Source organism: Saccharopolyspora soli, assembly GCF_022678645.1.
Taxonomy (GTDB): Bacteria; Actinomycetota; Actinomycetes; order Mycobacteriales; family Pseudonocardiaceae; genus Saccharopolyspora; species Saccharopolyspora soli.
The window spans coordinates 1-13495 of the sequence record NZ_JALBWV010000080.1 but is presented as its reverse complement, the minus strand read 5'-3'; the positions used below and the strand labels follow the sequence as shown (position 1 = coordinate 13495).

Sequence of the window (13495 nt, the reverse complement as noted above, 5' to 3'; positions counted from 1 at the left end):
GCGGCTGCATTACCCTGGATGAGCGATGACTTACCTCGACCACGCTGCCACGACACCGATGCGACCAGGGGCGGTCGCAGTGATGAGCGAGGCGTTGACCCGGATCGGCAACGCCTCGTCGCTGCACACCTCGGGTCGCCGGGCGCGTCGTGCGGTGGAGGAGTCGCGGGAGGACATCGCCGATGCGCTGGGCGCCCGGCCATCGGAGGTGCTGTTCACCGCGGGTGGCACGGAGAGCGACAACCTCGCGGTCAAGGGAATCTTCTGGTCGCGCCGGGCCGCGGATCCTGCCCGCCGCCGAATCCTGGCCTCGACCGTCGAGCACCACGCGGTGCTGGACGCCGTCGAATGGCTCGCCGAGCACGAGGGCGCCGAGGTGACCTGGCTGGCCGCCGACTCGCACGGCAGGGTTCGTCCGGAGGTGTTCGAGGCGGCGTTCGCCGAGCGACCGGACGATGTGGCGCTGGCCACTGTCATGTGGGCCAACAACGAGGTCGGCACCGTCAACCCGATCGCGGAGTTGGCCGCGATCGCCGATTGCTACGGCGTGCCGATGCACACCGACGCGGTGCAGGCCGTTGAGACGCTGCCAGTGGACTTCGCCGCCTCCGGCGCCGCTGCGTTGACCATGACCGGGCACAAGGTCGGCGGTCCGTACGGGGTCGGTGTGCTGCTGCTGTCGCGGGACGTCGAGTGCACCCCGGTGCTGCACGGTGGCGGGCAGGAGCGCGAGGTGCGTTCCGGAACGCTGGACACCCCCGGTGTGCTGGGTTTGGCCGCCGCGGTGCGCGAAGCGGTCGATGCGCGCGACTCGCACGCGCCGCAGCTGGCGAAGCTGCGCGACGAGCTGATCACCGGCGTTCGCGCCGTGGTGCCGGACGTGGTGCTCAACGGAGATCCGGGGCACGACGTCGTCGGCGGCGGACCGTCCAGGCTGCCCGGCAACGCGCACTGCACGTTCCCCGGTTGTGAAGGCGACAGCCTGCTGATGTTGCTGGATGCCAAGGGAATCGAGTGCTCCACCGGCTCCGCCTGCACCGCGGGGGTCGCCGAGCCCAGCCACGTGCTGCTGGCGATGGGAGCCGATCCGAAGGCCGCGCGCGGGTCGTTGCGCTTCTCGCTGGGGCACACCTCGACCGCGGCCGATGTACAGGCACTCACCGAGGCCATCGGACCGGTGGTGCAACGAGCGCGTAGCGCCGGTCTGGCCGGGTTGCGCCGAGCTTCGGCGGGGTCGACGGCCGCCGCCACGGAGGTGTGAGGCGTGCGAGTACTGGCAGCCATGAGCGGCGGGGTGGACTCCGCGGTCGCTGCCGCCCGAGCGGTGGCAGCCGGTCACGACGTGGTCGGGGTGCACCTGGCGTTGTCGGCGAAGCCCGGCACGCTGCGCACCGGCGCCCGCGGGTGCTGCACGATCGAGGATTCCCGGGACGCGCGGCGTGCCGCCGACCTGCTCGGCATTCCGTTCTACGTGTGGGATTTCGCGGAGCGGTTCACCGAGGAGGTCATCGAGACCTTCGTCGGCGAGTACGCCGCGGGGCGCACCCCGAACCCGTGCCTGACCTGCAACGAGAAGATCAAGTTCGAGGCGTTGCTGGACAAGGCGATGGCGCTGGGCTTCGACGCGGTCTGCACCGGCCACTACGCACGGTTGTCCATCGTGGACGGTGCTCCGGTGCTGCGGCGCAGCCGGGACGAGGGCAAGGACCAGTCCTACGTGCTCGCCTCGCTGACCGCTGAGCAGTTGCGGCACTCGATGTTCCCGCTCGGCGACTCGCTGAAGTCGGAGGTGCGGGTGGAGGCAGCCGAGCGGGATCTCGCGGTGGCCAAGAAACCGGACAGCCACGACATCTGCTTCATCCCGGACGGCGACACCAAGAAGTTCCTGGAGACCAAGCTCGGGCAGCAGCCCGGCAAGCTGGTCGACGCCGAGAGCGGTGCGGTGCTCGGCGAGCACACCGGTGTGCACGGGTTCACCGTGGGACAGCGCAAGGGCCTCGGCATCGACGCACCGGCCGCGGATGGTCGACCGCGCTACGTGCTTTCGCTGGAGCCGGTGTCCGGGACGGTGCGGGTCGGTTCGGCGGATCGGCTGGCGGTCACCGAGATCGACGCGAAGCGGCCGATCTGGCCGTCCGAGCGGCCGTTGGACGGGCCGACGGAGTGCGTGATCCAGGTCCGCGCCCACGGCGGCACGGCGGATGCGGTGGCCGAAGCGGACGAGGACGGGATCCGCGTCCAGCTCCGCCAGCCCCTGCACGGCGTCGCCCCAGGCCAGGCCATCGTCCTGTACCGCCCGGAAGCAGCGGGCGACCTCGTCCTCGGCAGCGGAATCATCTCAGCGACCCGCTGACCTGGGCGCGCGGCAGCGGATTGGCGGCTGAGGATAATCGCGGAGGTCCACCGCGTTGGCCGCGCGGTGGATGTCCTTGGACAGGGTGTTGGCCGCCTTCGGCAGGTAGGGCATGAGGCGGAACAGCCGGTTGCGCAGCCACAGGCCACCGCGGGTTTTCGGGATCAGCGTTCGCGCTCCGTCGGTCGCCATTTTCTGGTTCAGCGCAACGTAGTTCCACATCTTCGCCGCGTAGCGGCGGAACGCGGTGCGGTGGTCGCCGCCTGCGGCGAGCAGCTCACCGGCCAGCACGTAGGCGCCGACCATCGCCAGGCTGGAGCCCTGGCCGGACAGCGGGGACGGGCAGTAGCCCGCGTCACCGAGCAGCACCACCCGGCCTCGTGCCCAGTCGTCCAGGTGGATCTGGGTGATCGAGTCGAAGTAGAAGTCCGGTGCCTGCCGGGCAGCCTCCAGCAGCCGGGGCACGATCCAGCGTTCACCGGCGAAAGCCTTTTCCAGAAGGGCGAGTTGGGCCTGCGGATCGCGGTGGTCGAAGCGCAGTTCCGGTGATTTGAAGCCGAGGATCGCCTTCGCTCCGGGGTCGGTTCGGGCCTGGTACGACCCGGCCAGCTTGCCCGGCACGTTGTACAACGCGACCCAGCGGTCCAGGCCCAAGAAGTTGTCCGTGCTGAAGATCGAGACGTGGTAGCCGAGGTAGCGGCGGAACTCGGACTCCGGGCCGAACACCAGTTGCCGGACGTTCGAGTGCAGCCCGTCGGCGCCGACCACGAGGTCGAACTTCCGCGGTGCATGGCGCTCGAACGACACGTGGACGCCGTCGGAGTCCTGCTCGATGGCTCTGATCGAATCGCCGAAGAGGTACTCGGTACCGTCGGTGCGCTCGTAGAGGATCCGGCCCAGCGTGCCGCGCATGATCTCGATGTCGCCTGCGTCGTTCACGAATTCGTCCATGCGGATGTCGGCGAACGAGCGACCTGCGGCATCGACGGCGCTCATGCCCCGCATGCCGGTGCGTGCTTCCTGGATTTCGGCCAGGACGCCCATCCGCTCGGCCACTGTGACGGCCGCACCGCGGAGGTCGATGGCGTAACCGCCGTCGCGCATCGCCGGGGCACGCTCCACGACGGTCGGGTTGAAACCGTACTCGCGCAGCCAGAACGCCAGCGCTGGTCCGGCGATGCTGGCGCCGGAGATCAGGATGTTCTTCCCCATGCGCACCAAGCTAACCGAGCTACTTACCGGTCGGCAAGTAGATTACCGGTCGGCAAGCAGTAGGATCGCCGCCGAGGAGGACGCTGATGCCGAGGACACGGGTCGACACCAGAGCGGAGATCCGCGCGGTCGCCGCTGAGCTGTTCACCCGCCAGGGGTTCGAGAAGACCAGCCTGCGGGAAGTCGCCGAGCGGCTCGGCATTACCAAAGCCGCGCTGTACTACCACTTCCCGTCCAAGGCCGACCTGGTGCGCGGCATCGTGCAGCCGCTGGTCGATGAGGTCGAGGAGCTGCTGGCGGACCGCGAGGCAGCCGACGAGGTCGACCCTCGGCAGTTCCTGGCCGACTACTTCGACGTGGTCCTGCGGCATCGGCAGGTGTTCGAGCTGGTGGTGCGGGATGTCGCGGCGTTGGCGCAGCTCGATCTGATGCACCAGATGCTCGCCTGGCGCGACCGGGTCTACCGCATGCTGGTCGGTCCGGACGCCTCGCCAGCGCTGATCGCGCGCGCGACCGTCGCGATCGGCGGGTTGCAGGACTGCGCGCTCACCGAGGGGCCGGTGGACGAGTTCCGCGAAGCTGCCCTGGACGCAGCCTCCGCCGCGCTGGGCCGGTGATCCTGCCGTTCGGGTCCGAAACCTGGTCTGCGGATGTGTTCCGTGGTTAGTGTCTGGGATCACGCGGTGGAGCGGGAGGGCCAATGCTCGATCTTCGTGCCAGCACGGTCGCCGATGTGTTGCGACGCAGCGCCGCGCGAGTCCCGGACCGGGCTGCGCTGCGGTTCGTCGACAGTGCCGGACAGGAACGGGTTTGGACCTACGCCGAACTCGATGCCGCAGTCACCCGTGCCGCCGGGGCGCTGCTCGCCGCCGGTGCCGACCGGGGCGATCGGATCGCGGCGTACGGCAGGAACTCCGACGCGTACCTGATCGGATTCCTCGGCTGCGCGCGAGCCGGTCTGGTGCACGTGCCGATCAACTACAACCTGACCTCGGGTGAACTGGCCTACCTGCTGGAGCAGTCCGGAAGCAGCATCGCGCTGGTGGACCCGGCACTGGCCGACAAGCTCGCCGAAGTCCGCTCCGGTACGTCCGTCGAGCGCGTGATCCCGTTGCGCGACAGCGCGGATTCGCTGCTGGCGCAGTGCTCCGATGGGCCGGTGCCGGAGTTGGACGTGGCGGTCACCGACGACGATCTGGTCCAGCTGCTGTACACCTCGGGGACGACCTCGCAGCCCAAGGGCGCGATGATGACGCACCGCGCGCTGCTGCACGAATACGTGTCCTGCGTGGTCGCGCTGGACTTCGCCGAGGACGACCAGCCGTTGCACGTGATGCCGCTTTACCACTCGGCGCAGATGCACGTGTTCCTGATGCCGAACCTGATGATCGGTGCCACGAACCGGTTGGTGGAGGTGCCCGACCCGACCGACGTCCTGCGCCGGATCGAAGACGAGCGGATCGGTTCGTTCTTCGCCGCACCGACCCTCTGGGTCGCGCTGGCCAACCACGCCGACTTCGGCACCCGCGACCTGAAAACGTTGCGCAAGGCGTACTACGGCGCCTCGATCATGCCAGGCCCGGTGCTGCGTCGGCTGCGGGAACAGCTGCCGCAGCTCGGGTTCTACAACTGCTTCGGGCAATCCGAGATCGCTCCACTCGCGACGGTGCTGCGCCCGGAGGAGCACGACGAGCGACCGGATTCCGCCGGGCGGCCGGTGCTGTTCGTCGAGGCGAAGGTGGTCGACGAGCAGGGGGCGGAACTCGGACCGGGGGAGTTGGGCGAGATCGTCTACCGGTCACCGCAACTGTGCACCGGGTACTGGAACAAGCCGGAGGAGACCGCCGAGGCGTTCCGCGGCGGCTGGTTCCACTCCGGCGACCTGGTGCGACGCGATGCGGCGGGCTACTACTTCGTCGTCGACCGGATCAAGGACGTGATCAACACCGGTGGGGTGCTGGTGGCCTCCCGAGAGGTGGAGGACGCGCTGTACACCCACCCGGCGGTGGCCGAAGTGGCGGTGATCGCGGTGCCGGATCCGAAGTGGATCGAGCGCATCGCGGCGGTGGTGGTCGCGAAGTCCGAGGTGACCGAGGCGGAGCTGCTCGAACACGCACGCCAGAGCCTGGCCGGGTTCAAGGTGCCGAAGGAGATCCGCTTCGTCGAAGACCTGCCGCGCAACAGCTCCGGCAAGCTCCTCAAGCGCGTCCTGCGGACCGAATTCACCGGCTAGGAAGGCGCGCGGGCCGGGCTCGGCAACACGTGCTGGTGAGTGGAAATTCGTGACAACCGCTCGCGACTTCGCGGCGCCGGGATGACAGGAAGGTTCCCTTGCTCACGTCGAACGGGGTGCTGTCGGCTGCGTGGTGACAGGAAGGTTCCCTTCCTCGCCGACCGTGCAGGCGCGTGCGCCCACTGGCGAAGCGCTATGTCCGCCGACCCCCACCGACGGCTTCGCGACCGGTGCGTGGTGGCACCGCCCGGTCGGGCGGTTGGTGGTGGGTTGTCGATAATGGCGGGGTGAACGACGCAGCGTGGGGACCCGGCATGGCCACGGCGATCGGGTCGATGCCCGGCACCGATCCGGTGGAGGCCGCGCGCACCGTCGTCGGCGAACTGTCCGATCTGACGCCCTTCCCCGAACTGCCTGGGCGCGGGGTCGGCGCCGACATCTTGGGCCGCACCGCCGGACTGCTGGTCGACCTCGCCGTCGAAGTGGTGCCGTCCGGCTACCGGGTCGCCTCCCGTCCAGGCCGGGATCACCGCCGCGCCGTCGATCTGCTGCGCTGGGACCTGGATGCGGTGGAGCAGGCGGTCGCCGAAGCGGGCGCACCGCGTGCGGTGAAGGTGCAGGCGGCAGGCCCGTGGACGCTGGCCGCCGGGATCGAGCTGCCACGTGGGCACCGGGTGCTCACCGATCTCGGTGCGCTGCGCGACTTCACCGAATCACTGACCGAAGGTCTGATCGCGCACACCGAGCGGGTCGCCGCCCGCACCGGCTCCCGCATCGTCGTGCAGCTCGACGAACCTTCGCTGCCCGCTGTGCTCAACGGCTCGCTGCCCACGCCCTCCGGCTACGGCACGGTGGCCGCGGTCCCCGAACCGGACGTGCGGCGACTGCTGGCCGAGGTGATCGAGAAGCTTTCGGCGGCGACCGGATCACCGGTCGTGGTGCACTGCTGCGCGCCCCGCCCACCCGTCGCGTTGCTGCGTCGTGCCGGTGCCGGGGCGATCGCGCTGGACGCCAGGCGACTCGGCGATGTCTCCGGCGAGCTGGCCGACGAACTCGGCGAGGCGTGGGAAGAGGGCACCACCCTGTTCCTCGGCCTGGTCCCGAGCACCCAACCGGCCGGTGAAACCGGCCCGCGCCAGCTCGCCCAACCGGCCTTCGACCTGGCGTCCCGCCTCGGCTTCGCCCGCCGCGCACTGGCCGAGCGCAGCGTGCCCACCCCGACCTGCGGTCTCGCCGCAGCGACTCCGGCCTGGTCCCGTCGCGCGATCAGCCTCACCCGTGACCTCGCGAACCTCTTCGCCGACGAAGCCGACCAGTAGCTGCCGCGATCCGGTCTCGACGCGGTGATCGATCGGTTACCGTGGGGAAAGATCGAGAAAGGTTTGCGAGATGGCGCGCTGGCTGGTCGGATTCGACCTACCTGAGGACACCCCCGAGCGGCTGGAGAACCTGACGCAGCGGCTGCTCACCGAGCTGCGCGAGGTGGGGGCCGTTCGAGTGGATCGGGTGCGCGCCCTGGGCGCGGATGGCACGAAGTCCGGTGCCGTGCTGGAGATCGGGCGGCTCGTGCTCAGCGGGGTCTTCTCGGCGGCCACCGCGGCCGCGTTCGCGAAGATCATGGTCGCCCGCTTCGAGCAGGCCAAGGCCCGCCGCGTCAGCATCGAGAAGGACGGCGAAAAGGTGGACATCGAGGGGCTGTCGGCCAAGGACCAGCACCTGCTGGTGGAAACCATCGCAGCGAAGCTGCTCGACTCCCCTTCGCCGGAAGCCGAATCCTCGGCCGAGCCGCAGTAGGCGACCGGCATGCCGGGCCGTCGAGTGGCGCTGCTGGTCGCGACGTCGATGTACGGCGACCCCGGACTGCGCGGGCTGCGCGCGCCCGCCGGGGAGGCTGAGGACCTGAAACAGCTTCTGGAGACCCAGGGTGGTTTCGACGACGTCGGTGTGCTGCGCAATGAATCCAAGAGCCGGATCGAGTACGAGATCGAGGGTGTCTTCAGCTCGGCAGGACCGGATGATCAGGTTCTGCTCTACATGTCCTGCCACGGGTTGCGCAACGATCGCGGCCAGCTGCTGTTCGCCGCCTGCAACACCGAGTTGGCGCACGCCGAATCCACCGCGGTCAGTTCGGATTTCGTGCGATCCCAGCTGAACACGTCACAAGCGGGGATGAAGGTGCTGCTGCTGGACTGCTGCTACAGCGGCGCGTTCTCCGTTGGGCTGATCCCCAAGGCTGCGGAGGAGGTCGATCTCGGCGAGTTGGTGGGCCAAGGCACTTGCGTGCTGACGGCGACCAGCTCGTTCGAGTACGCCTTTGAGGGTGGCGAGTTCACCGGCACCGATGCGATGTCGTCTTCGCTGTTCACCCGTGCTGTCCTGGACGGGATCCGCTCCGGCGCGGCCGATGCCGACGGAGACGGGCTGATCAGCACTGATGAGCTGTACCGGTACGTACGCAGGGAACTGGCTGGGCGGCAGACCCCGTGGTTGGAAAGCCGGATGGTCGGCAGCTTCTACATTGCCCGGACCGCTTCGACCGCACCGGAGACGATTCGGCCCGCGCCCCCCGCGGCCCAGCAGCCGATCCGGCGCCTGCTCGAACATCCGACCGCGCAGCGGAACGGACCCGCGGGCTGCACGCTGCGCGTGGTCGTCGGTTCGGACGTCGACGGGCAGCCGTTCCTGCTCAACCTCGAAGAACCGCACAACCATCTGGCGGTTGTCGGACCCACGCAGTCGGGCAAGAGCCAGTTCGTGCGGATGCTGTTGCTGGCCTTGGCGCTCGACTCCAATCCGGCCGAAGCGCGGTTCCACATCGTCGACTCCGAATCGCGGTTCGGCGCTTTCGCGCCGTTGCCGCACGTGGGCGCGGTGCTTGGTCCGGACCAGAGCACGCACGTCGAGCGACTGGTGGAGGCGGTGGAACGGGAGATCGCGCAGCGACGTGCGATGTTTCGAACGGCTGGGTTCGAAACACTCGTGGATTTCCGGGTGGCAAGGCGCAACCGCGATTTGCCCACCGACGACGATCAGCAGGACGTCTTCCTGGTGATCGACCGATGGGAAGCTTTCGCCGACGAAAACCCGTCGCTGGTACCGAGGGTGGAGCGGATCGCCGACCAGGGAAACAGCTTCGGCGTGCATCTGGTCGTAGCGGCGCGGTCCTGGTCGAAGATCTCGGATGAGATCCGCCAACACCTGCGCGGTCGGGTCGAGTTCGCGCCGGGGCGATCGGCGCATGCTTCGTCGCACGGGGGTTCCTTCCAAGTCGCGGTCCCCAAACCGGGCGATCCGGGGGCCCAGCACGGGGGCATGCTCTCGTTGATCGAGCAAGTCGCCGGAGGCAGTGAGCAGCCCACGCGTACTTTCGACCTGCCGCGGATCCTCGGCGTCGATGTGATGGCGGTCGCGCCGTCGAGCGCTTGGCGTGCCCCGGACGCCCCGGACTGGCTGCGCGTCCCGATCGGACTGGACGAATACGGCAGGCTGGTGCACCTCGACCTGAAGCCCGCCGCGACGGGTGGGGCGGGCCCGCACGGGATGATCGTCGGTCAGCCTGGCTCTGGAGCCAGCCAGACGTTGGGCTCGCTGCTTCTCCTGCTGATGCTGACCCACCCACCGAATGAGCTGAACGTCGCGGCGCTGCGCGGATTGCCGTACGACCCCTACCAGGAGCTCATCGGAATGCCGCATGTTGCGGCCCACCTGGATGTTTCGTCCTTCGTCGAATCCAAAGTCGACCTGAGCCGGCGGCTCAAGGACATCCGCCGCGAGGTGGCCCGTCGGCGCAACAGCCAGCACGGCGCCCCGGATTGGCCCAGGCTGGTGGTCGCCGTCCACAACTTCGTCGAGGCGTTGGCGCACCAGAAAGATGCGGCTGAGCAGCTGCGCGAGGTGATGACGCTCGGGGCGGACGTCGGCGTCCACGTCGTCCTGCTCGCCCACAGCCTCGCCGACAGCGGGTTCCCGGAGATCGAAGAACTCTGCCATTTCCGGATCGTGCACCGGACCGCCACCGATCAGGACTCCATAGCGGCACTGGGAACGTCGGCGGCGGCCGAATTGGATACCAGCACGCCTGGCCACGGGTTCTTCTTGGAGCGGAGCGGACCGGCAACGAAGTTCCGCGCCTGGATCCCCGGCGAAGACAGGCGGGCCGACTTGGTGGCGCGGGTCAACGAAGCCGTCCCGGTGCGCGCCGCTGAATTGCGCTCACCGCTGGCGGAACCGTTCGGGCTCGACGAGCTGCTGGGCATCCCGACCCGAACGGAACGCGGGCTCTCCGCGGTGGACTTCGAGCGCCGCGCCGAAATCCCCATCGGCTTGGTGGACGTCTTCGAGGAAGGCCGCACCGAGGCATTGACGGTTTCGGTCGGCCGGAACATCGCTATCAGCGGCGGCGCGTTCTCCGGCAAGGCATTCCTCGCCCGGACCGCAGTGCTGTCGATGGCCCTGACGCACACCCCCGAGGAGCTGGTCTGCTACTTCATCGGCAGAGGAGACGGGTACTCCTGCGGAGACGTGCTGTCGGACCTGCCGCACGTGGGCGCGGTCGCCACGTTGCAGGAGGGCGAGCTCGTGGGTGTGATCGTTGGTCACATGCACGAGCTGCTCGTTTCCCGGCAGCGGGAAAGCCGCGAGGACCAGGCCACGGTGCTTCTCGTGGTCGAGCAGTGGAATGACTTCGGCAAGCGCTTCTCCTGGTTGGTGCCGAACATCGTCGAGCTCGCCCGATCCGGTCCGCGCCACGGGATCCAGGTCGTGATCAGCTCGGGCGAATGGTCGGCTGCGGATCGGGACCTGATCGACCAGTGCCCGACCCGACTGGACCTCGGTGACGGTTCGCCGGGAGTCGGCGCGGTCGGTGGCCGCGCTTTCCGCGCCGCGCTGCCGTGGGTCGGCCCGGACGCGGACCTGCGACCGGAGTCGGAGAACACCCGACTGCTAGCCCGCCAGATCGCGCAGCTGTGGACCGGGCCGCAGCTGCCGAGACTCTCCCTGCCTCCAGCGCTCGTTTCGTACGAGGAGGCTGCGGCGGTCGGCAGTCCGCACATCGTGCTCGGCAAGCTCACCGGACCCGACCGGTGGGCGGAATTCGACCTCGACCGGACCCCGCACCTGCTGTGCCTGGGCGAGCCGGGCTCGGGGAAGACGAACCTGCTCCGCGTGGTGCTCACCGAGCTCGCGCGGTTGCACACCCCCGACGACTACAACGTCGTCATCGTCGATCCGAAACGGGGTTTGCTTGGCGAGTTCGACGGTCCGCAGTTCAGTTACGCGGCGGTGCGGGAGGATTTCGAACGCGCGCTGCACGAGGCGGCCGTCCGGATCGAGCAACGGCTCGGCGATCATGGGAAACCGCGTCGGAAGGTCTTCCTGGTCCTGTCCGACTTCGAGCTGATCGCGCACAATTCCGAACTGGTCCACGCGGATCTGCTCGCCAGGCTGACGAGGCTGCTCGAACACGGTCCGGGGCTCGGTTTGCACCTGATCGTCACCCGGAACTCGATCAACATCGGCGCTGCGCTGCATGAGGGGTTGCTCGGCGGACTTCGGTCCGCTGGTTGCGCGATGGTCGTGCTCAGCAGCGAAGACAGCGACGAAGAATTCGTGCCCGGCGTTCGCTCGACGAACCGGCCACCTGGACGCGGACGCTACCTGCTGGATGAGACCACCGGGACGATCCAGCTCGCATACCTCGCGGCGCCATGATTCCCGACACCGCCGTTCGTCCTAATTGGACCGCCTCGGCCCGGTGGGGTCTCCGCGCCGAATTCCGGTGTGATCAGTCTTTTTCGGAATCGGCCGTGCGGAAGTCGTTGCGCTGGTAGGAAGGGCTGTGTGGGCAGTTACTGCGTCGGCGAGCTCGATCGAGCCGGGTGGATCCGGCGGAGCATCATCCAGGAGGCGGCGTGCTTGACCTTCGTGCGGAGCAGTGACCTCGGCCAGGTGGCTGAAGCCTTCGGTGGGGTCGCCGGGTTCGGTCGGCTGCTGGACATGGGCGAGTTCTGCGAAGAAGCGTTCGCCCACCAGGAAAAACACCCCATGATCGCGCTCCGCCAACTCGACGGCTGGGTGCTGGTCGTCGAGGACAGCGGTCGGCAGGGGCAGCGGCCAGAGGTTCTGCGCCGCGCCGCGCGCTTCGCCGCGGTGTCGGCGTTCTGGGACGCCAGCGCGCTGACCCGGTTCTCCTACGCGATCGGCGGAGCCGTGCGGACCACGTTCGAGGCGGTGCTGCCGGAGTACCGGGAGGGCGTCGAACCGGACGCCCTGGAAACGGTCCGCGCTGGTTTGCCCTGGTCACAAGCCGATCCGGTGGCGCTGATGCTGGCCCTGGCCGGGCGGCTGACCGGGCTGTCGCCGAACCCCGGTTGGCTAGCCGGTGACTTTCACACCTTCCCGGTCGCGCCGTGGCCCGACGATCTGGTCGCTGTGCCAAACCCCCTGGACAACGTTGTCGGTTACCCGGCCGAACTGGTCGAGGCGCTGCGGGCTGCCGCCGAAGTGGATCGGAGGCGGGCGGCTGCGGCGGCCGCGCGGCACGTGCTGGCCACCGCCGACTGCCTCGACCATCCAGTCGTGCGGCGCACGTTGTCGTCGATGACCAGCGGATTCTCGATCGACCACGGCGCGCTCGGCGCGGTCGTCCGGGAGTGGGCTTGGCAGAGCATCCAGCACCGCCCGCGCAGCAAGGTTCACAACCAGTTGCGCGCCGTGGAGGTGCTGCGCCAGGCGACCCACGAGGATTCGCTGACCGCGCTGGTCAACGTGCTGGCGGAGGCTCGGCGCGTGCACGGCGTGGAGGGCGGTGAGCTCGCCCGCATCGTCGTCGCGGAACTGTCCGCGTGAGTCGCTGGGATCAGCCCCGAACCAGGTACCGGGCCAGGCACAATGGTCGGCATGTTCAGGTTCCTCCGCCGTCGCGACGCTGAAGACAACGCCGAGCCCGTCGATGTCCACGCCGACGCGGCCGCGCGTGCCGAGCAGTTCTGGCAGCGGTGGGACGACTTGCTGCCCGAGATCGCCTCGGCGCTCGGCGACAGCGAGCCGCAGCGGATCGAGAACCTGGTGGCCGACGCCGTCGCCGCGGTGCACCCGAACTTGACCTTCGCCATCGAGCGCGGCGAGGAGGCCGTCTACGCGCTGGTCGTCAGCAGCCAGGCCGACCCGGACCTGCGCCCCTACACCGATGCCTGGATGGCCGCGGCCCCAGCGGCCGACACGGTGTGGGAGTACCACGACGCCGTGCCACCGGTACCGGACCCGACCGAGGTCACCGTGAACCTGCGGGGTGAGAAGTACCCGCTGGCCGATGTTCGGGTCGTCGCGCAGGTCGACGAGGCCGAAGGACTGGTCGACGTCGCGGTGTACCACCCCGGCTTCAGCGGCCTGGACGAGAACGCGCGGCGGGCGCTGACCTTCCTGCCGCTGGACGCCACGCTCGGCGAGCGGTTGGCCGCGGACCGGTTGGGACGGGTCGAGACCGCCGAGCGCGAACCGGAAGGCACGATCAGCCTGCTCGAACTCCGCGAACTCGTCCGCCGACTCGATCGCACCGCGTCCGCCGCTGACGAGTCGTGGGGGGGGGGCCCCCCCCCCCCCCCCCGGGGGGGGGGCGGCCGCCCCCCCCCCCCCCCCCCCCCCGGGGGGGGGGGGGGGGGGGGGGGGGGGGGGGGGGGGGCGGCCGCGCGGGGGCG

At 69.2% G+C, this 13495-nt stretch carries 9 protein-coding genes and 1 pseudogene; 9 read left to right on the top strand and 1 reads right to left on the bottom strand.

All coding sequences use genetic code 11. The annotated features are described in order from the left end of the window. Positions 1-25 precede the first annotated feature (25 nt). Together MOQ72_RS38165 and mnmA are read left to right on the top strand one after the other, a co-directional pair. A complete protein-coding gene (locus MOQ72_RS38165; RefSeq protein ID WP_242190806.1) occupies positions 26-1261 on the top strand; it encodes a cysteine desulfurase family protein in 1236 nt (411 codons plus the stop codon). A gap of 3 nt (positions 1262-1264) precedes the next feature. Beyond that, positions 1265-2353 (top strand): tRNA 2-thiouridine(34) synthase MnmA, encoded by a 1089-nt coding sequence (mnmA, locus tag MOQ72_RS38160; protein WP_242190805.1) that lies wholly within the window; start codon positions 1265-1267, stop codon positions 2351-2353. Here the strand turns inward: mnmA and MOQ72_RS38155 are convergent. Then, entirely contained in the window at positions 2339-3565 is a 1227-nt protein-coding gene (locus MOQ72_RS38155) for an FAD-dependent monooxygenase (RefSeq protein WP_242190804.1), read from the bottom strand. The two genes, mnmA and MOQ72_RS38155, sit on opposite strands and share 15 nt — an antisense overlap. 86 nt (positions 3566-3651) lie before the next feature. Between MOQ72_RS38155 and MOQ72_RS38150 the strand changes: the two genes are divergently transcribed. The 7 genes and pseudogenes from MOQ72_RS38150 to MOQ72_RS38120 form a co-directional block, all read left to right on the top strand. Continuing rightward, positions 3652-4182: a TetR/AcrR family transcriptional regulator gene (locus tag MOQ72_RS38150; RefSeq protein ID WP_242190803.1), complete on the top strand. Its 531-nt coding sequence runs from the start codon at positions 3652-3654 to the stop codon at positions 4180-4182. Between the two features lie 83 nt (positions 4183-4265). Beyond that, positions 4266-5798, top strand: a complete 1533-nt coding sequence (locus MOQ72_RS38145; protein WP_242190802.1) for a fatty acyl-CoA synthetase — start codon at positions 4266-4268, stop codon at positions 5796-5798. Between the two features lie 287 nt (positions 5799-6085). Beyond that, positions 6086-7117, top strand: coding sequence for a methionine synthase (locus MOQ72_RS38140; protein ID WP_242190801.1), 1032 nt, complete (start codon positions 6086-6088; stop codon positions 7115-7117). Positions 7118-7187: 70 nt separating this feature from the next. Then, positions 7188-7592, top strand: a complete 405-nt coding sequence (locus MOQ72_RS38135) for a hypothetical protein (RefSeq protein ID WP_242190800.1) — start codon at positions 7188-7190, stop codon at positions 7590-7592. 9 nt (positions 7593-7601) lie between these two features. Continuing rightward, positions 7602-11510, top strand: a complete 3909-nt coding sequence (locus MOQ72_RS38130; protein WP_242190799.1) for a caspase, EACC1-associated type — start codon at positions 7602-7604, stop codon at positions 11508-11510. 129 nt (positions 11511-11639) lie between these two features. After that, the gene (locus tag MOQ72_RS38125; protein WP_242190798.1) at positions 11640-12647 is read left to right on the top strand and encodes a DUF6461 domain-containing protein; all 1008 of its coding nucleotides are present in this window, start codon (positions 11640-11642) and stop codon (positions 12645-12647) included. Between the two features lie 51 nt (positions 12648-12698). After that, positions 12699-13376, top strand: a pseudogene (locus MOQ72_RS38120) (hypothetical protein); the annotation flags it as partial. Positions 13377-13495 lie beyond the last annotated feature (119 nt).